The organism is Mesorhizobium sp. B2-4-17, from assembly GCF_006441275.1.
GTDB lineage: Bacteria > Pseudomonadota > Alphaproteobacteria > Rhizobiales > Rhizobiaceae > Mesorhizobium.
The window spans coordinates 1-17,738 of sequence record NZ_VFUX01000014.1 but is presented as its reverse complement, the minus strand read 5'-3'; the positions used below and the strand labels follow the sequence as shown (position 1 = coordinate 17,738).

Annotated in this window: 17 protein-coding genes and 1 pseudogene; 16 read left to right on the top strand and 2 right to left on the bottom strand. The window is 62.8% G+C overall.

What is annotated here, in order from left to right:
- Positions 1-251: 251 nt before the first annotated feature.
- Together FJ548_RS12905 and zapE are read left to right on the top strand one after the other, a co-directional pair.
- Positions 252-791 (top strand): protease inhibitor Inh/omp19 family protein, encoded by a 540-nt coding sequence (locus FJ548_RS12905; protein WP_140612908.1) that lies wholly within the window; start codon positions 252-254, stop codon positions 789-791.
- Between the two features lie 188 nt (positions 792-979).
- On the top strand, positions 980-2,182 hold the full coding sequence (gene zapE, locus FJ548_RS12900) for a cell division protein ZapE (RefSeq protein ID WP_140778023.1): 1,203 nt from the start codon (positions 980-982) through the stop codon (positions 2,180-2,182).
- A 181-nt stretch (positions 2,183-2,363) separates the two neighbouring features.
- On the opposite strand, the gene FJ548_RS30745 is transcribed toward zapE, so the two are convergent.
- Complete coding sequence (locus tag FJ548_RS30745; protein ID WP_281407069.1) at positions 2,364-2,489, bottom strand: hypothetical protein; 126 nt, start codon at positions 2,487-2,489, stop codon at positions 2,364-2,366.
- Between the two features lie 231 nt (positions 2,490-2,720).
- Between FJ548_RS30745 and mdh the strand changes: the two genes are divergently transcribed.
- The 14 genes and pseudogenes from mdh (at position 2,721) to FJ548_RS29835 (ending at position 16,289) form a co-directional block, all read left to right on the top strand.
- On the top strand, positions 2,721-3,689 hold the full coding sequence (gene mdh, locus FJ548_RS12890) for a malate dehydrogenase (RefSeq protein WP_140766043.1): 969 nt from the start codon (positions 2,721-2,723) through the stop codon (positions 3,687-3,689).
- A 32-nt stretch (positions 3,690-3,721) separates the two neighbouring features.
- Positions 3,722-4,915, top strand: coding sequence for an ADP-forming succinate--CoA ligase subunit beta (gene sucC, locus FJ548_RS12885; protein ID WP_140778022.1), 1,194 nt, complete (start codon positions 3,722-3,724; stop codon positions 4,913-4,915).
- A gap of 4 nt (positions 4,916-4,919) precedes the next feature.
- The gene (locus FJ548_RS12880) at positions 4,920-5,291 is read left to right on the top strand and encodes a cupin domain-containing protein (RefSeq protein ID WP_140778021.1); all 372 of its coding nucleotides are present in this window, start codon (positions 4,920-4,922) and stop codon (positions 5,289-5,291) included.
- A 60-nt stretch (positions 5,292-5,351) separates the two neighbouring features.
- A complete protein-coding gene (locus FJ548_RS12875; protein ID WP_140696045.1) occupies positions 5,352-5,594 on the top strand; it encodes a hypothetical protein in 243 nt (80 codons plus the stop codon).
- On the top strand, positions 5,584-6,003 hold the full coding sequence (locus FJ548_RS12870) for a PIN domain-containing protein (protein ID WP_140778020.1): 420 nt from the start codon (positions 5,584-5,586) through the stop codon (positions 6,001-6,003). The genes FJ548_RS12875 and FJ548_RS12870 overlap by 11 nt, the downstream gene beginning before the upstream one ends.
- Before the next feature lie 13 nt (positions 6,004-6,016).
- On the top strand, positions 6,017-6,919 hold the full coding sequence (gene sucD / locus FJ548_RS12865; protein ID WP_140778019.1) for a succinate--CoA ligase subunit alpha: 903 nt from the start codon (positions 6,017-6,019) through the stop codon (positions 6,917-6,919).
- Between the two features lie 41 nt (positions 6,920-6,960).
- Entirely contained in the window at positions 6,961-7,707 is a 747-nt protein-coding gene (locus FJ548_RS12860; RefSeq protein WP_140778018.1) for a hypothetical protein, read from the top strand.
- Between the two features lie 36 nt (positions 7,708-7,743).
- Complete coding sequence (locus tag FJ548_RS12855; RefSeq protein ID WP_140612899.1) at positions 7,744-10,731, top strand: 2-oxoglutarate dehydrogenase E1 component; 2,988 nt, start codon at positions 7,744-7,746, stop codon at positions 10,729-10,731.
- Positions 10,732-10,756: 25 nt separating this feature from the next.
- The gene (gene odhB / locus FJ548_RS12850; RefSeq protein ID WP_140778017.1) at positions 10,757-12,043 is read left to right on the top strand and encodes a 2-oxoglutarate dehydrogenase complex dihydrolipoyllysine-residue succinyltransferase; all 1,287 of its coding nucleotides are present in this window, start codon (positions 10,757-10,759) and stop codon (positions 12,041-12,043) included.
- A gap of 94 nt (positions 12,044-12,137) precedes the next feature.
- Entirely contained in the window at positions 12,138-12,809 is a 672-nt protein-coding gene (locus tag FJ548_RS12845) for a DUF4241 domain-containing protein (protein ID WP_226890443.1), read from the top strand.
- A 35-nt stretch (positions 12,810-12,844) separates the two neighbouring features.
- The gene (locus FJ548_RS12840) at positions 12,845-13,348 is read left to right on the top strand and encodes a hypothetical protein (RefSeq protein WP_140766037.1); all 504 of its coding nucleotides are present in this window, start codon (positions 12,845-12,847) and stop codon (positions 13,346-13,348) included.
- Positions 13,345-14,093: pseudogene (locus FJ548_RS12835) on the top strand (SDR family oxidoreductase). The gene FJ548_RS12840 and the pseudogene FJ548_RS12835 overlap by 4 nt, the downstream one beginning before the upstream one ends.
- 26 nt (positions 14,094-14,119) lie before the next feature.
- Positions 14,120-15,526, top strand: a complete 1,407-nt coding sequence (lpdA, locus tag FJ548_RS12830) for a dihydrolipoyl dehydrogenase (RefSeq protein WP_140778016.1) — start codon at positions 14,120-14,122, stop codon at positions 15,524-15,526.
- A gap of 598 nt (positions 15,527-16,124) precedes the next feature.
- The gene (locus FJ548_RS29835; RefSeq protein WP_181165744.1) at positions 16,125-16,289 is read left to right on the top strand and encodes a hypothetical protein; all 165 of its coding nucleotides are present in this window, start codon (positions 16,125-16,127) and stop codon (positions 16,287-16,289) included.
- A 69-nt stretch (positions 16,290-16,358) separates the two neighbouring features.
- Here the strand turns inward: FJ548_RS29835 and FJ548_RS12815 are convergent, their stop codons facing one another.
- Positions 16,359-17,426, bottom strand: a complete 1,068-nt coding sequence (locus FJ548_RS12815; protein WP_140766034.1) for a TraB/GumN family protein — start codon at positions 17,424-17,426, stop codon at positions 16,359-16,361.
- Positions 17,427-17,738: the final 312 nt, after the last annotated feature.

Below are 17,738 nucleotides of genomic sequence, written 5' to 3'. Positions count from 1 at the left end.
GGTCAGGGCGGCACCTTGGCTACTTCGGGCTGCCAACTGGCCATACTCGCTTGGATCATTTGACGCATGCCGTAGTCCCAAAATCGCTGCGCATTTTTGGCGACACGCATTATGTGATAAATCTGCAACAAATCCTGCTGCAAACCCTATTTTAACCATATCGGGTTGAAATTTCGCCACCTTCTCCATTTTGGTGGAGGTGAGATTGCGCGGACGGCGTTCCCCCCAGCCGGATCCGACGGAGGTTGGTAATGAATTTTTCGAAAAGCGGCCTGGTGGCCGTATCCCTGGCTGCGCTTTTTGCAAGCGGCTGCACGACCTCGCGATTCTCGTCGATGGACGAACAGCAGCCGGCGCCGCTGCAGCCGGCGCCTTCCGGCCAGGTGACCTCCAACCAATTGCCGCCACCGGCTTCGCCCGGCACCACCGACCCGTCGCAGTTCCCGACCGCGCCGCAGAACACGCAGGTGGCTTCGCTGCCGCCGGACGGCTCCGCGCCGGCCGGTGCCGCGGACCTCAGCGCGGCAAGCGTCGCGGGCGTGTGGAATGCCAGCGTTTCCGGCCAGAGCTGCAAGATTGCGACGCCGCAGACCAAGTTCGGCGCCGGCTTCCGCGCCGGGCCGCTGCACTGTCCGGCGCCGATCGACGGCATCAAGTCGTGGAATGTCACCGGCAAGCAGCTGACGCTTTATGACGAGAATGGCGGCTCGCTGGCGCGGCTCTATTCTTCAGGCGGTTCGAAATTCGACGGCCAGACTTCCAATGGCCAACCGATTTCGCTTACAAGGTAGCTGGATGTGCCGATATTCAGGTGGTGCCGGCCTGCGAGCGGCGGCTTTCTGCGCTTCCGGAGCCCACGTACCCAAAAGTACGCTCCGCTCCGGTTCTCGAAAGCCGACATTCTCGGCTTGGCCTGACCTGAATCTCAACACACCTAGTCCTCCCCGGAGCATCCTGCTCTGAACAAATGACGTGACCGATGCATCTGCGTGACGGCCTCCAGACCCATGTGACCGTCAGGCAGCGCTACGACCATCTGGTGGAAACCGGCGTGATCGGGCGCGATGCGGCGCAAGAGAGAATCGCCGCCGCGCTCGACCGATTGATCGACGAGATCTCGGCCAAGCGGCTGGCGCAAAAATCCAGTGCGCTGGGCTGGCTGTTTGCCCGCAAGCGCGAGACGCATGCGGCCGTCAAGGGCCTCTACATCCATGGCGGTGTCGGCCGCGGCAAGACCATGCTGATGGACATGTTCTTCGAGCTGGTGCCGGTCAGGCGCAAGCGCCGCGTCCATTTCAACGACTTCATGGCCGAGGTGCAGGACCGCATCCAGAAGCACCGGCAGGCGCGCAAGAACGGCGACGTCAGGGAAGACGATCCGATCCCGCCCGTGGCCAAGGCGCTCGCCGAGCAGGCCTGGGTGCTGTGCTTCGACGAGTTCTCGGTCACCGACATCGCTGACGCGATGATCCTGTCCAGGCTCTTTTCGGCGCTGTTCACCAATGGCGTGGTGCTGGTCGCCACCTCGAACGTGGCGCCGGAAGACCTCTACAGCGACGGGCTCAACCGCCAGCTCTTCCTGCCCTTCATTGGCATTCTGGAACGGCACGCGCAGGTGCTGTCGCTCGACAGCGACAAGGACTATCGACTGGAAAAGCTTGCCCGCACGCCGGTCTATGTCACGCCAGCCAATGCCGCGGCCGACCGGGCGCTCGACGAGGCCTGGCGGACGATGACGCGCGGCGCGCCGACGGCGGCGACATCGCTTGCGCTGAAGGGTCGGCAGGTGCTGGTGCCGGCCGCCGCCGGCGACGCGGCGCGGTTTTCCTTCGCCGACCTCTGCGAAAAACCGCTCGGCGCGCGCGATTTCCTGGCCATTGCCGGGCGCTTCTCGACCGTCTTCATCGATCACGTGCCGGTGCTGGGGGAAGGCAAGCGCAACGAGGCCAAGCGCTTCATCCTCTTGATCGACACGCTCTACGACCACCGTGTCCGGCTGGTGGTGAGCGCCGAGGCGCCGCCGCAAGAGCTTTACGTGGCCAAGCGCGGCGTCGAGGTGTTCGAGTTCGAACGCACGGCGTCAAGGCTTATCGAGATGCAAAGCCGCGACTGGCTGGAGGATTGGGCGGAGCGGCGGAAGACGCGGACGATACCAGCGGAAGCGGGGCGGGCGCAGGCGTAGCCCCTCGTCATTCTAGGGCGCGCAGCGGCGCAAGCGCCGCGCAGACCCTGGGATCCATTCCGCGACCTGCGAGCGTCACGTCGAGGCGCAGCCTTACGAAGTTCGACGGTCGGCTTGTCCGGATGGCGGTGGATGACCGCCGCGCATTGGCCGACGACAACACCCTCGGCCAGGGCCATGATCATGAAATGGCCCGATGCGTGAGATAGCTGGCAAGGGGCCGCACCGGCTCATCGAACACGGCGCGGGCCACCCGCATCACAAGGGCGTCATCGCCGGGAAAGAGCCTTCTGATCTCGATCGTCATTGTGTAAATTCCCCAGGTGGCCTATAAAGTTTTGACGTTTACGTAAATCCCAATTGGTCTAACCGATTGAAAATGCTTGCTTCAAAATAATCGTTTGAATTTATCTTGCGCCGGGGCTATGGGTGCGGCGAAATCTCGCGGTTCTCGCATCCTTCCGGCCTCTTCCTCAATGTCGTCATCAAGTCGTCAAAGATTTGGGCGCAGTCACAGACAAAGGGAAAACATCCTCACATGGCACGCAACAAGATAGCGCTTATCGGCTCGGGCATGATCGGCGGCACGCTCGCCCATATGATCGGCCTCAAGGATCTCGGCGATGTGATCCTGTTCGATATCGCCGAGGGCATTCCGCAAGGCAAGGGGCTCGATATCGCGCAGTCGTCGCCGGTCGACGGCTTTGATTCCCGGCTGACCGGCGTCAACGACTATGCCGGCATCGAGGGTGCCGACGTCTGCATCGTCACCGCCGGCGTGCCGCGCAAGCCGGGTATGAGCCGCGACGACCTGCTCGGCATCAACCTCAAGGTCATGGAACAGGTTGGCGCCGGCCTCAAGAAATACGCGCCGAAGGCCTTCGTCATCTGCATCACCAACCCGCTCGACGCCATGGTGTGGGCGCTGCAGAAGTTTTCCGGCCTGCCCAAGACCCATGTGGTGGGCATGGCCGGCGTGCTCGACTCGTCGCGCTTCCGCTATTTCCTGGCCGAGGAATTCAAGGTCTCGGTCGAGGACGTCACCGCCTTCGTGCTGGGTGGCCATGGCGATTCCATGGTGCCGATGATCCGCTATTCGACGGTCGCCGGCATTCCGCTGCCCGACCTTGTCAAGATGGGCTGGACCTCGAAGGAGAGGCTCGACCAGATCGTGCAGCGCACCCGCGACGGCGGCGCCGAGATCGTCGGCCTGCTCAAGACCGGCTCGGCCTATTATGCGCCGGCGGCGTCGGCGATCTCGATGGCGGAAGCCTATCTCAAGGACAAGAAGCGCGTGCTGCCATGCGCGGCGCACCTTTCCGGCCAGTATGGCGTCAAGGGCACCTATGTCGGCGTTCCCGTGGTGATCGGCGCCGGCGGCGTCGAGCGCATCATCGAGATCGACCTGTCGAAGGCCGAGCAGAAGATGTTCGATAGCTCGGTGGCCGCGGTGCAGGGCCTGACCGAGGCCTGCGTCAAGATCGCGCCGCAACTCGCCTCGAAGTAAACCCCGCCAAAACGATCTGGAGACAGTTCCCCATGAACATCCATGAATATCAGGGCAAGGCGCTGCTGAAGAGCTTTGGCGCGCCGGTGGCCGAAGGCGTGCCGGTGTTCAAGGCGGGCGAGGCGGAAGCCGCGGCCAAGGCGCTGCCCGGTCCGCTCTATGTGGTGAAGAGCCAGATCCATGCCGGCGGCCGCGGCAAGGGCAAGTTCAAGGAACTCGGCCCCGACGCCAAGGGCGGCGTGCGGCTGGCGAAGTCGGTTGCCGAAGTCGTCGCCAACACCAACGAAATGCTCGGCCACACGTTGGTGACCAAGCAGACCGGCCCGGCCGGCAAGCAGGTCAACCGGCTCTATATCGAGGACGGCGCCGATATCGATCGCGAGCTGTACCTGTCGATCCTGGTCGACCGCTCGGTTGGTCGCATCGCCTTCGTCGTCTCGACCGAGGGCGGCATGGACATCGAGGCGGTGGCGCATGACACGCCGGAAAAGATCATCACCGTCGCCATCGACCCGGAAAAGGGCGTTACGGCGGACGACGTGGAGAAGCTCAATGCCGCGCTGAAGCTCGACGGCGACGCGGCCGAGGATGGCGCCACACTGTTCCCGATCCTCTACAAGGCCTTCGTCGAGAAGGACATGAGCCTGCTCGAGGTCAATCCGCTGATCGTCATGAAGAATGGGCATCTGCGTGTGCTCGACGCAAAAGTGTCGTTCGACAACAATGCGCTGTTCCGCCACCCCGAGCTGATGGAGCTGCGCGACACCACTGAAGAGGACGAGAAGGAGATCGAGGCGTCGAAATACGACCTCGCCTATGTCGCGCTCGACGGCAATATCGGCTGCATGGTCAACGGCGCCGGGCTTGCCATGGCGACGATGGACATCATCAAGCTCTACGGCGCTGAGCCGGCTAATTTCCTCGATGTCGGCGGCGGCGCATCGAAGGAGAAGGTGACCGCGGCGTTCAAGATCATCACCAAGGATCCGGCCGTCGAGGGCATCCTGATCAACATCTTCGGCGGCATCATGAAGTGCGACATCATCGCCGAGGGCGTCATCGCCGCGGTCAAGGAAGTCGGGCTGAAAGTGCCGCTGGTGGTGCGCCTGGAAGGCACCAATGCCGAGCTCGGCAAGAAGATCATCAATGACAGCGGCCTCAACGTCGTCTCCGCCGATGATCTCGACGACGCGGCCAAGAAGATCGTCAAGGCGGTGAAGGGCTGAGCGGATGCCCCCGCGCAAGATAAACCTGGTCGAGGCGGCGGACCGGAAGATCAGCAAGGTCTTCGATCCGCATATTGCCGGCGACGTGAACGACAGCCAGGCCAAGGTCGCCAAGTTCGGCGCGGTTTTCGACTGGCATGCGCATGACCATGAGGACGAAGCCTTCCTCGTGCTGCGCGGCCGCATTGCCATCGATTTCCGCGATGGCCCGGTCGAACTCGGCGAGGGCGACTTCATCGTCGTGCCGCGCGGCGTCGAGCATCGGCCGCGTTCGCTGACCCCAGAGCCGGTGGTGCTGATGTTCGAGCCGGCGACGACGCTCAACACCGGCAATGCCAAGAGCGATCTCACCGTCACCGATCTGAAGCGGCTGTGAGGAACTTGCGATGGCCACACAGTTACACATATACTGTGGAGCATTTGCGGGAGAAACGAAATGAAGAATATCACCCTGGCAGTCGAGGACGAGATTCTGGAGCAGGTCAAGCTGACGGCCGCCGAACAGCGAACGACCGTCAACGGCATGGTGCGGGAGTTTTTCGCGACAGTGGCGGCGAAGCGGCGCGCCAAGGACGAGGCACGGCAAGCCCTTCTGCGGCTCGCTCGCGAGGCGGCTGGAGATGCAGCGGGAGATATGGGCAGCAAAAAGTGGAACCGGGAAGATCTCTATGACCGCTGAGTGCTTCCTGGACACAAACGTTCTCGTCTATGCCGCCATCGGACACAAATCCGAGCGTGCGAAGTATGAACGCGCCGTGGAATTGATTGCCAAAGAAGACTATTCGACCTCCGCGCAGGTGCTGCAGGAGTTCTACATGAATGTGACCAAACGAGCGGAGGTCGTGCTCGCGCCAGCGAAGGCGGCCGAGTGGGTCGCTGCGATTTCGATGAAGCCCTGCCAGGATCTGGACAGCGCCGTTGTAATGCGAGGCATCGAGAATTCGCAACGGTACCAGATTTCCTATTGGGACGGCGCAATCATCGCCGCGGCCCAACGCCTCGGCGTCAAGGTACTTTACACCGAAGATCTCAATCACGGGCAGACTTACGGTTCCGTGGTCGCCATCAACCCCTTCCGTACTCACTGATCAGGTCGCAAAAATGTCCATTCTCGTCGACAAGAACACTAAGGTTCTGGTGCAAGGCCTGACCGGCAAGACCGGCACGTTCCACACCGAACAGGCGCTGGCCTATCACGGCACCAAAATGGTCGGCGGCATCCACCCGAAGAAGGGTGGCGAGACCTGGACCGGATCGAAGGGCGAGAGCCTGCCGATCTTCGCCACGGTTGCCGAAGGCAAGGAAAGGACCGGCGCCAATGCGTCCGTCGTTTATGTGCCGCCGGCGGGTGCTGCCGAAGCCATCATCGAAGCCATCGAGGCCGAGATCCCGCTCATCGTCTGCATCACCGAAGGCATTCCGGTGATGGACATGATCAAGGTCAAGGCGCGGCTCGACCGCTCGGCCTCACGGCTGATCGGCCCGAACTGCCCGGGCGTGCTCACCCCCGAGGAATGCAAGATCGGCATCATGCCCGGAAACATCTTCCGCAAGGGTTCGGTCGGCGTTGTTTCGCGCTCGGGAACGCTTACCTATGAAGCTGTGTTCCAGACCACCAATGTCGGCCTCGGCCAGACCACCGCCGTCGGTATTGGCGGCGACCCCGTCAAGGGCACCGAGTTCATCGACGTGCTCGAGATGTTCCTCGCCGACGACGAGACCAAGTCGATCATCATGATCGGTGAGATCGGCGGCTCGGCCGAGGAAGACGCCGCGCAGTTCCTCAAGGATGAGGCCAAGCGTGGCCGCGGCAAACCGATGGCCGGCTTCATCGCCGGGCGCACGGCGCCGGCCGGCCGCACCATGGGCCATGCGGGCGCGGTCATCTCCGGCGGCAAGGGCGGCGCGGAAGACAAGATCGCGGCGATGGAATCGGCCGGCATAAAAGTTTCGCCGTCGCCGGCACGGCTCGGCACGACGCTGGTGGAAGCCATCAAGGGTTAAGACCGTGGGCAGTTGAGCTTTCGAGTGCCGGTGAGCAGGACATGGAAGACGAGAAGCGCATCATCGTTTGCATACCTGGCCCGTGGGAAGGCAAGTCGGCCTTCGTGCGTGCTGTTGCGAAGGCGTCGATGCATTCAGAGGATTATGCCGCCGCCGGGATGGTCATGATGCATGGCCCGAGCAAAGCTGCGTTCGAGTTTGATTTCTGCGATCGCGACGAGGACATGACGAGAGCCTTCGCAAGCGCAGGGCTCGCCAATGGGCTCGGTAAGGATGTCATCGAAAAGATCGACTCGCATAAGAGCGTCGTCTACCTGCTTTCCACCGCCCCTCAAACGAAGGAAACATCGATTTCCATCGCGAAGGCGGCAGCTCATCTGGTCAAGGCCGGCGGTCTTGGTGTGAAAATCGAAACGGCTGGCAAGGCGTTCTCAGCGGATCAATGGCTTGAACGGACAAGCGGTGGTTTTGTTGAGATATATGAGTTGATGGTTCTGGATTCCGTCACGGACGGTACCACGACCTACAGCTGCGGCATGCGTAATCTGGGGCTTTGGGACGCTATCGTTTCAGGTGACGAGTTTCAGTCTGCCGTGAAGTTGCTTCGCGGCTTCAACATGTATCAACTTTACGAAAGCCCCGAGCTTTTGGCTGGTCAGACGTTTGGGCTGGAAGCAGGAGCGCCGCGATATCGTTTGAGTGTGGAAACGCAGCAGCCCGACGCGGAACACAATCTACATACAAACCCTTTTGGCATGTGGCGGTTTAGCCGTGTTTTGGCGCATTAGGGATAGGGAGAACGGAGCAGAGCTCCGCTAGGCAAAATGGCACGACAAGATCAAACCAACGACCAATTTTCGCTCACCTCTTTCCTCTATGGCGGCAACGCCGACTATATCGACGCGCTCTACGCGGCGTATGAGGACGATCCCGCCTCGGTCAATCCCGAATGGCAGGAGTTCTTCGCCGGGCTGAAGGACGATGCCGGCGACGTGCGCAAGAACGCCAAGGGCGCGTCCTGGGCAAAGCCTTCCTGGCCGCTGCAGGCCAATGGCGAACTGGTGTCGGCGCTCGATGGCAATTGGGGCATCGTCGAAAAGCACCTGGAAAAGAAGGTCAAGGACAAGGCGGTCACCAATGGCGTCGTGCTGTCCGACGCCGACGTGCACCAGGCAACGCGCGATTCGGTGCGCGCCATCATGATGATCCGCGCCTTCCGCATGCGCGGCCATCTGCACGCCAATCTCGACCCGCTCGGCATCGCCAAGCCGCTCGAGGATTATAACGAGCTGTCGCCGGAGAATTACGGCTTCACCGCAGCCGATTACGATCGGCCGATCTTCCTCGACAATGTGCTCGGGCTCGAATTCGGCACCATCCGGCAGATGCTGGAAATCCTGACTCGCACCTATTGCTCGACGCTGGGCGTCGAGTTCATGCACATCTCCGATCCCGAGGAGAAGGCCTGGATCCAGGCGCGCATCGAGGGCGCCGACAAGGAAATCTCGTTCACCGCCGCCGGCAAGAAGGCGATCCTGTCGAAGCTGGTCGAGGCGGAAGGCTTTGAACAATTCATCGACGTCAAGTACAAGGGCACCAAGCGCTTCGGCCTCGACGGCGGTGAATCGCTGATCCCGGCGCTGGAGCAGATCGTCAAGCGCGGTGGCCAGCTCGGCTTGAAGGAAATCGTGCTCGGCATGGCCCATCGTGGCCGCCTCAACGTGCTCTCCCAGGTTATGGCAAAGCCGCACCGCGCCATCTTCCACGAGTTCAAGGGCGGTTCGGCCGCCCCCGACGAGGTCGAGGGCTCGGGCGACGTCAAGTACCATCTCGGCGCCTCCTCGGACCGCGAGTTCGACGGCAACAAGGTGCATCTGTCACTGACCGCCAACCCGTCGCACCTGGAAATCGTCGACCCGGTGGTGATGGGCAAGGCGCGCGCCAAGCAGGACTATTTGTTCGCCCGTGGCCGCGAGGAGATCGTGCCGCTGGAGGAACGGGCCAAGGTGCTGCCGCTCCTGCTGCATGGCGACGCCGCCTTCGCAGGCCAGGGCGTGATCGCCGAAATCCTCGGCCTGTCCGGCCTGCGCGGTCACCGCGTCGCAGGCACGCTGCATTTCATCATCAACAACCAGATCGGCTTCACCACCAATCCGCGCTTCTCGCGCTCGTCGCCCTATCCGTCAGACGTGGCCAAGATGATCGAGGCACCGATCTTCCACGTCAATGGCGACGACCCGGAAGCCGTGGTCCATGCCACCAAGGTGGCGATCGAATTCCGCATGAAGTTCCATAAGCCGGTGGTCGTGGACATGTTCTGCTACCGCCGCTTCGGCCATAATGAGGGTGACGAACCGGCCTTCACGCAGCCGATCATGTACCGCAACATCCGCACCCACAAGACGACGGTGCAGATCTACGCCGACCGCCTGATCGCCGAAGGCCACATCACCCAGGCCGAATTCGACAAGATGAAAGCCGACTGGCGCGCGCATCTGGAATCCGAATGGGAAGTCGGCCAGCACTACAAGCCCAACAAGGCCGACTGGCTGGACGGCGCCTGGTCGGGCCTGCGCACGGCCGACAACCAGGATGAGCAAAGGCGCGGCAAGACCGCCGTGCCGGTCAAGACGCTGAAGGAAATCGGCAAGAAGCTGACCGAGGTGCCGAAGGGTTTCGAGGCGCACAAGACGATCATCCGCTTCCTCGAGAATCGCCGCGAGGCGATCGAGTCCGGCGAAGGCATCGACTGGTCGACGGCCGAGGCGCTGGCTTTCGGCGCCATCCTGCTGGACGGCAATCCGATCCGCCTGTCGGGGCAGGATTCTGAACGCGGCACCTTCTCGCAGCGCCATTCCGTGCTCTACGACCAGCGCGACGAGACCCGCTATATCCCGCTGAACAATCTGTCGGCGGCGCAAGCCGGCTATGAAGTCATCAATTCGATGCTGTCGGAAGAGGCGGTGCTGGGCTTCGAATATGGCTATAGCCTGGCCGAGCCGAAGGCGCTGACCCTGTGGGAAGCGCAGTTCGGCGACTTCGCCAATGGCGCCCAGGTGGTGTTCGACCAGTTCATCTCGTCGGGCGAGCGCAAGTGGCTCAGAATGTCGGGCCTCGTCTGCCTGCTGCCGCATGGGTATGAAGGCCAGGGCCCGGAACATTCCTCGGCCAGGCTGGAGCGCTTCCTGCAGCTTTGCGCCGAAGACAACATGCAGGTGGCGAATTGTACGACGCCGGCTAACTACTTCCACATATTGCGCCGGCAGCTGAAGCGCGACTTCCGCAAGCCGCTGATCCTGATGACGCCGAAGTCGCTGCTGCGCCACAAGCGGGCAGTGTCGACGCTTCCGGAAATGTCGGGCGAAAGCTCGTTCCACCGGCTGTTGTGGGATGACGCCCAGCTGTTGCCCAACCAGGCGATCAAGCTGGTCAAGGACAGCAAGATCCGCCGCGTCGTGCTGTGTTCGGGCAAGGTCTATTACGACCTCTACGAGGAGCGCGAGAAGCGCGGCATCAACGACATCTACCTGCTGCGCGTCGAACAGCTCTATCCGTTCCCGGCCAAGGCGCTGATCACCGAATTGTCGCGCTTCCGCAATGCCGAGATGGTGTGGTGCCAGGAGGAGCCCAAGAACATGGGCGCCTGGTCGTTCATCGACCCGTATCTGGAATGGGTGCTGGCGCATATCGACGCCAAGCACCAGCGGGTGCGCTACACCGGCCGCCCGGCGGCCGCGTCGCCGGCGACCGGATTGATGTCGAAGCACCTTGCCCAGCTCGCCGCCTTGCTCGAAGACGCGCTTGGCGAATAGAACTCAGGAACAACGGACAGGCACAATGGCTACCGAAATCCGCGTCCCCACACTCGGCGAATCCGTCACCGAGGCGACCATCGGCAAATGGTTCAAGAAGGTCGGCGATGCCATTGCCGTCGACGAGCCGCTGGTCGAACTCGAAACCGACAAGGTGACGGTCGAGGTTCCGGCCGCTGCCGCCGGCACGCTGGGCGAAATCACCGTCAAGGAAGGCGAGACGGTCGGCGTCGGCGCATTGCTGGGCTCGATTTCGGCTGGAGGCGCGGCCGCGCCGGCGGCCAAGCCGCAGGCGGTGGCGCAGGCGTCGAGCCCCGACGCGGCGCAGACCACCAAGCAGGCCGCCGCCGAGACCGCCAAGATCGCCGGCGATGCCGGCCCGGTCGAGCCTCGCACCATGCCGCCGGCGCCGGCGGCTGCGAAATTGATCGCCGAGAACAATCTGTCGGTCGACCAGCTTTCCGGCTCGGGCAAGCGCGGCCAGGTGCTGAAGGGCGATGTTCTCGACGCCATCTCCAAGGGTGCGCCATCGCAGCCGGCCGAGACGCCGAAGGCGGTGCCTGCTCCGGTGGCTCCGGCCGCTGCCCGCGCCCCATCCTCGGGTGACGACGCGTCACGCGAGGAGCGCGTGCGCATGACCAAGCTGCGCCAGACCATCGCGCGCCGGCTCAAGGAAGCGCAGTCGACCGCCGCCATGCTCACCACCTTCAACGAGGTCGACATGAGCGCGGTGATGGCGCTCAGGACCAAGTACAAGGACGTGTTCGAGAAGAAGCACGGTGTGAAACTCGGCTTCATGGGCTTCTTCACCAAGGCCGTCACCCACGCGCTGAAGGAAATCCCGGCGGTCAACGCCGAGATCGACGGCACCGACATCATCTACAAGAATTTTGCGCATGTCGGCGTCGCCGTCGGCACCGAAAAGGGCCTCGTGGTTCCGGTCGTGCGCGATGCCGACCAGATGTCCATCGCCGAGATCGAGAAGGAGATCGGCCGGCTGGGTATCGCCGCGCGCGACGGCAAGCTGTCGGTCGCGGATATGCAGGGCGGTACGTTCACGATCTCCAACGGTGGCGTTTACGGGTCGCTGATGTCGACGCCGATCCTCAATGCGCCGCAATCCGGCATCCTCGGCATGCACAAGATCCAGGACCGGCCGGTCGTGGTCGGCGGCCAGATCGTGATCCGGCCGATGATGTACCTGGCGCTCAGCTATGATCACCGCATCGTCGACGGCAAGGAAGCGGTGACCTTCCTGGTGCGGGTCAAGGAAAGCCTGGAGGATCCGGAACGGCTGGTGCTCGATCTGTGATCGGAGCTGATCCGCAATGGGCAGCTGGGTAGAGGAGTTAGGGTTCAGGCTAGGCCGTGCGCTGCGGATGTTGCGGCGTGAGCCCTGGACTTCCATGACCATGCCGACCGCGCCGGCCGAATGGAATCCGGCGCAAGCGAGCAGCAATCTCGGCCTCTTCGACCTGAGCGAAGCGCAAATGGCGGAGCGAGAGATAACCGTCACTGCGATCGGGGAGCTGGATTTGCCGACAGGCGAAATCATTGCCTGCGATCCGCTGACTACCGGAATCGACTGGCCAGCATTGAGCCGTAAGATCAAACCGGGGCGCTACCCGGTCTCGCTGCTTGAGGCACAAGGCCGTGTTGCTGTGGCAGTCCTGCGTTTCCGGCCCGGCAAGCCAATTCGCTGGGAACTGGCAACCTTGCCCGGCCAGGATGCATCGACCTTGAAGGGCGACGAGGTATTTGGCTATCCCGTCGATGCCGGCCTTGGTTCGTTCATGGACAAGATGGCGATGGCGTTGATGTCGGATCAGCAAGACAAGCTTGAGGCCGACCAGAATTACTATGACGACGTGCTGGCGACCGAGTTCGCGCCCAACCAGGACCGGTTCGTCATGCACTATCCCGTTCCTGGTAACCCGATCAATGTTGCGATGTTCTGGAGTGGTTGGGGTGATGGGATTTATCCGTCTTTCTGGGGATTGAATGCGGCCGGCGAGCCGTTGCTTTTGATGACGGATTTCGGCGTGCTGGAAAACGCCGACGGCCGCGAAAGCCAGTAGGCCGCCTAATGCTGCGCGACGCCTTGGCATCCGTCATGATCAAATGTGCCGCCGGGGCGCCGGTGATCCTGTTCATCGGCTCTACAGCCTTCGCCGCCTGTCCGATCGAGCTTGCCGTCTATGGTGATGCCCAACGCGGTGCTGAGACGAGCGGCGCCGAGATCGATTTTACGCTGACAGGCACCTCGGCAACCGTCACCAACACGTTCCGGCTCATCCTCGACAACAATGTCGTGCTGAACGGCATCGCCATGTGGAATGAGGGCGTGGCGCGGCCGAACGGCGCGCTGATGTACAAATGCCCGGAAGGCGACAGCACCGGCGCCGAACTTGCCGCCTGCACGCTGTGGAATGGCGTCATCTACACGTCTGACGACAACGGCAATATCGGGCTTTTGCCGGCCGAAGGCATCGAGGCGCCGAAAATCCTTATCCTGCCTGACCTCGGGCCGGTGCTGCGGCAATCCAACGCCTTTGGCGGCAGCGGCTTTTCGAAAGTGCCGTCGGATGTGTTTGCCCTGAAGGGATGCCAGGAATGAGCGGGAAGGTTCTGCTGGTCACCGGAGGCAGTCGCGGCATTGGCGCGGCGATCTGCCGGCTCGCGTCGAAGGCCGGCTATCGCGTCGCGGTGAACTACGCCTCGAACAAGGCTGCCGCCGCCGCGCTGGTCGCCGAAATCGAAGCCGCCGGTGGCGAGGCCTTCGCGGTAAAGGGCGATGTCGGCAATGAATCCGATATCATGGCCATGTTCGAAGCGGTGGATCGCGCCTTCGGCCGGCTCGACGCCTTTGTCAACAATGCCGGCATCGTCGACGTCAAGGCGCGCGTCGACGAGATGGATGTGGCGCGGCTCGAACGCATGATGCGCATCAACGTCGTCGGTTCGTTTCTCTGTGCCCGCGAGGCGGTGAAGCGCATGTCGACACGCCACGGCGGCAAGGGCGGGGCCATCGTCAACATCTCGTCCGCCGCCGCCAGGCTCGGTTCGCCCGGCGAATATGTCGACTACGCTGCCTCCAAGGGCGCGATCGACACCATGACAGTCGGCCTGGCGCGCGAGGTGGCGCTGGAGGGCATCCGCGTCAATGCGGTCACCCCGGCATCACCGACACCGAAATCCATGCCTCCGGCGGCCAGCCCGATCGCGTGGAGCGGATGCAGGACATGCTGCCGATGAAGCGGGCGGGCACTGCCGACGAAGTCGCAGGTGCGGTCCTCTATCTTCTATCCGACGCCGCGTCCTATACGACGGGCGCGATCCTGAATGTCAGCGGCGGCCGCTGAGCCCCAACCGAGAGAAGGACACCATTATGGCTTATGACGTCGTTATCATCGGATCGGGACCGGGCGGCTATGTCTGCGCCATCAAGGCGGCACAGCTCGGGCTTAAGGTCGCCGTGGTCGAGAAGAACGCGACCTTCGGCGGCACCTGCCTCAACATCGGCTGCATCCCGTCCAAGGCGCTGCTTCATGCCTCCGAAATGTTCGCCGAGGCTGGCCACTCCTTCGATACGCTGGGCGTCGAGATACCGGCACCGAAGCTCAATCTGAAGAAGATGATGACGCACAAGGACACGACGGTGGCGTCGAACGTCAACGGCGTCGCCTTCCTGTTCAAAAAGAACAAGATCGACTCCTTTCGCGGCACCGGCAAGGTGGTCGCGGCCGGCAAGGTCTCGGTGACCGGCGAGGACGGCAAGGTCGAGGAGATCGAGACCAAGAACATCGTCATCGCCACCGGCTCCGACGTCGCCGGCATTCCGGGCGTCAAGGTCGATTTCGACGAGAAGGTGATCGTGTCGTCGACCGGCGCGCTATCGCTGGAAAAGGTTCCCGGCCATCTCGTGGTGGTCGGCGGCGGCGTCATCGGGCTCGAGCTCGGCTCGGTCTGGGCGCGGCTTGGCGCCAAGGTCACCGTGGTCGAGTTCCTCGACACGATCCTCGGCGGCATGGATGGCGAGGTTTCCAAGCAGTTCCAGCGGATGCTCTCCAAGCAGGGTTTCGAGTTCAAGCTCGGCGCCAAGGTCACCGGCGTCACCAAGGCCAAGAAGGGCGCCAGCGTGACCTTCGAGCCGGTGAAGGGGGGGGCGGCCGAGACGATCGATGCCGATGTCGTGCTGATCGCCACCGGCCGCCGCGCCTATGCCGACAGTCTTGGTCTCAAGGAGGCCGGAGTGGAGGTCGACGAGCGCGGCCGGGTCAAGACCGACGGTCATCTCAGGACCAATTTGCCCGGCATCTATGCCATCGGCGACGTCATCGCCGGCCCGATGCTGGCGCACAAGGCCGAGGACGAGGGCGTGGCGGTGGCCGAAACCATCGCCGGCCAGGCTGGCCATGTGAACTACGACGTCATCCCGAGCGTCGTCTACACCAGCCCGGAAATCGCCTCGGTCGGCAAGACCGAGGAAGAGCTGAAGAAGGCCGGCATCGACTACAAGGTGGGCAAGTTTCCGTTCAGCGCCAATGGCCGGGCGCGCGCCATGCTGCATACCGACGGCTTCGTCAAGATCCTGGCCGACAAGGCCAGCGACCGCGTGCTCGGCGTGCATATCGTCGGCTTCGGCGCCGGCGAGATGATCCACGAGGCGGCGGTGCTGATGGAGTTCGGCGGATCGTCGGAGGACCTCGCCCGCACCTGCCACGCGCATCCGACGATGTCGGAAGCGGTGAAGGAAGCGGCGCTGGCGACCTTCTTCAAGCCGATCCATATCTAGGGGGTAACGGTTCGCCGGGCCACGCTTCGCCTGCCCTGCTCCGCGGCGCTCGCAAGAGTCTGTGAGCGTCGCGCTGCCCCTCATCTGGCTGCCGCCATCTTCTCCCCGTAAACGGGGCGAAGGACGCTGTCGCCGGCGGTTTCGCCAATTGCCGGCGTTGCAAGAGAAGCGCCGGCGCTGGCCAACCTTTTTCTGCCCGTTACGGGGAGAAATGCCCGGCAGGGCAATGGGGGGCGGCACTGCCATTGACACCATCCCGCAGAGGCAGTTCCCGTCCGGATTGCCGCATGCTTCAAGACAAAACGGCCCGCTTCTCAGCGGGCCGTCTCGAATTTGGCACTGAGCCGCTTACTGGGCGGGCGCCGGAGCTGGCGCGGGTGCCGGAGCCGGAGCCGGAGCCGGGGCTGGCGCAGGAGCGGGTGCTGGCGCTGGAGCCGGCGCCGGGGCGGGAGCAGGTTCGGCTGGCTTGGCCGGTTCAGCAGGCTTCATCGGTTCCGCCGGTGCGGGCGCCGGGGCCGGTGTGCTGGCGGCCGGTGGCTCGGCAGGTGCCGGATGTTCACCGCTTCTTCCGAAAACGTAATACGCTACAACCGCCAGGATGACCACGACCAGCGCGATCAGCCAAGTGCTGCCGCCGCCGCTCGGCCGTGGAGCATTGGTGGTCGAATTGTACGGGTCGTTTGGATTGGGTGCGTTCGCCATAAATCTGTCCTCCGAGAAAATGAAAATGATCAATCAACATCCATCAACGCGCAACCGTTGAATGGGTTTCACGCTAGGGGAGGAAAACGCCGGAAACGCGGCGCTTGGGCCCCCTCCACTGCCGTCCGACTCAATTGACGGCGGTGACAGTATAACCGGCTTTGCGGAAATCTTCGACCAGCCCTTCTGGACCGGGAAGGTGCAGGGCGCCGACCGCCATGAAGGCATTGCCCTTGGCCAGGATCGGCCCGGCATGATCAACCATCACCTTGTTGCGGCTGGTGATCATTGTTTCCTCGAAGGCCGCATAGCCGGCTGGGTCGTCCTGCTCTTCCGGCATGGCGGCGCGGAACAGCGGCCAGAACATGCCTGTATCGCCGCGCTGGTAGAGCAGAATCATGGTCTCGTTGATATCATTGACCTTGTCGCCCAGCTTCAGCGTGTCGACCAGCCCCTTCATGTGAAAGGCGAGCGGCAGCGAGGCCATGGCGCGCAACTGGCTTTCGGCCGTTTCCAATCCTTCCACCGGCTTGCCGGCCGCCTTGGCGCTCTCCGCCAGCTTGACGTCGAGCACCGGCGCTCCGCCGGACTGGCGGGCGAGTTCGCAAGCCGGAAGCGCCATCATGGCCGACAGCATCCATGGCTTCATCTTGGCGACGGTTGCCGGCGGGATGCCACGCGCGTCCAGTGCCGCATTCATCGCCATCGCATCGTCGGGTGACAGCAGTGACGACAGCGTGGTGGAGTCCGTGAACATCATCAGGTCCGGCTGCTTGAGCATCGCCGTCATCATCTTCTGCTTGTCGAGCACGTCGGTGGTCTCGATGATGAGGGTGCCGGCTGCATCAAAGGCCTTTTGTGCGTCCTCCGGCAGCGTGGTGACGCGCGGGTCGGTCATGTGCATGGTGCCGAACAGATAGGACGGCTGTTCGCCTGATTTCTCCAGTTTCCACAACAGCCCCTTGCCATTGAGCGTGGCGGCGGCGTCCGCTTCGATCTTGCTGTAGGTGGCAGGGCTGCTCTTCTGCAGGGCCGACAACATGTCGGCGCCGGTGCAGGTCGGGATTTCCGCATGCGCCCTTCCGGCCGCGAACAAAAGGACGGCAAGGAAGGAAAGGAAAAACAGGGCGTTGAGCGCGACAAGCAGCTTCAGCGACACTGAAGCCGCGCGGTCGGCGATAGCGATGACACGTTTCATGGTTTTTTCCTAAGACCAAAAAACGGCGAAACGGTTAATTGGCGTTACGAAATTGTCCTAACCGGCTATCAGCCCTGTGCTGACGTTGATTGGCGCATGCCCAGCGATTGGCGGAACCGGCCATTCTTCGTCATCCACGGGCGGAGCAAGGAGCGTAGCGACGCGGCGCAGGCCCGAGGATCCATGCCGCGACACACGAGCGCCGCTGCGGTGCAGAATTCTGCTCCGCTGCGCTCCTAGAGCATCGGGCGATTAACATGCAACGTAGCCTGCCTGTTTGAGATAGTTCCAGCATTCGGTTGGATCGAACAT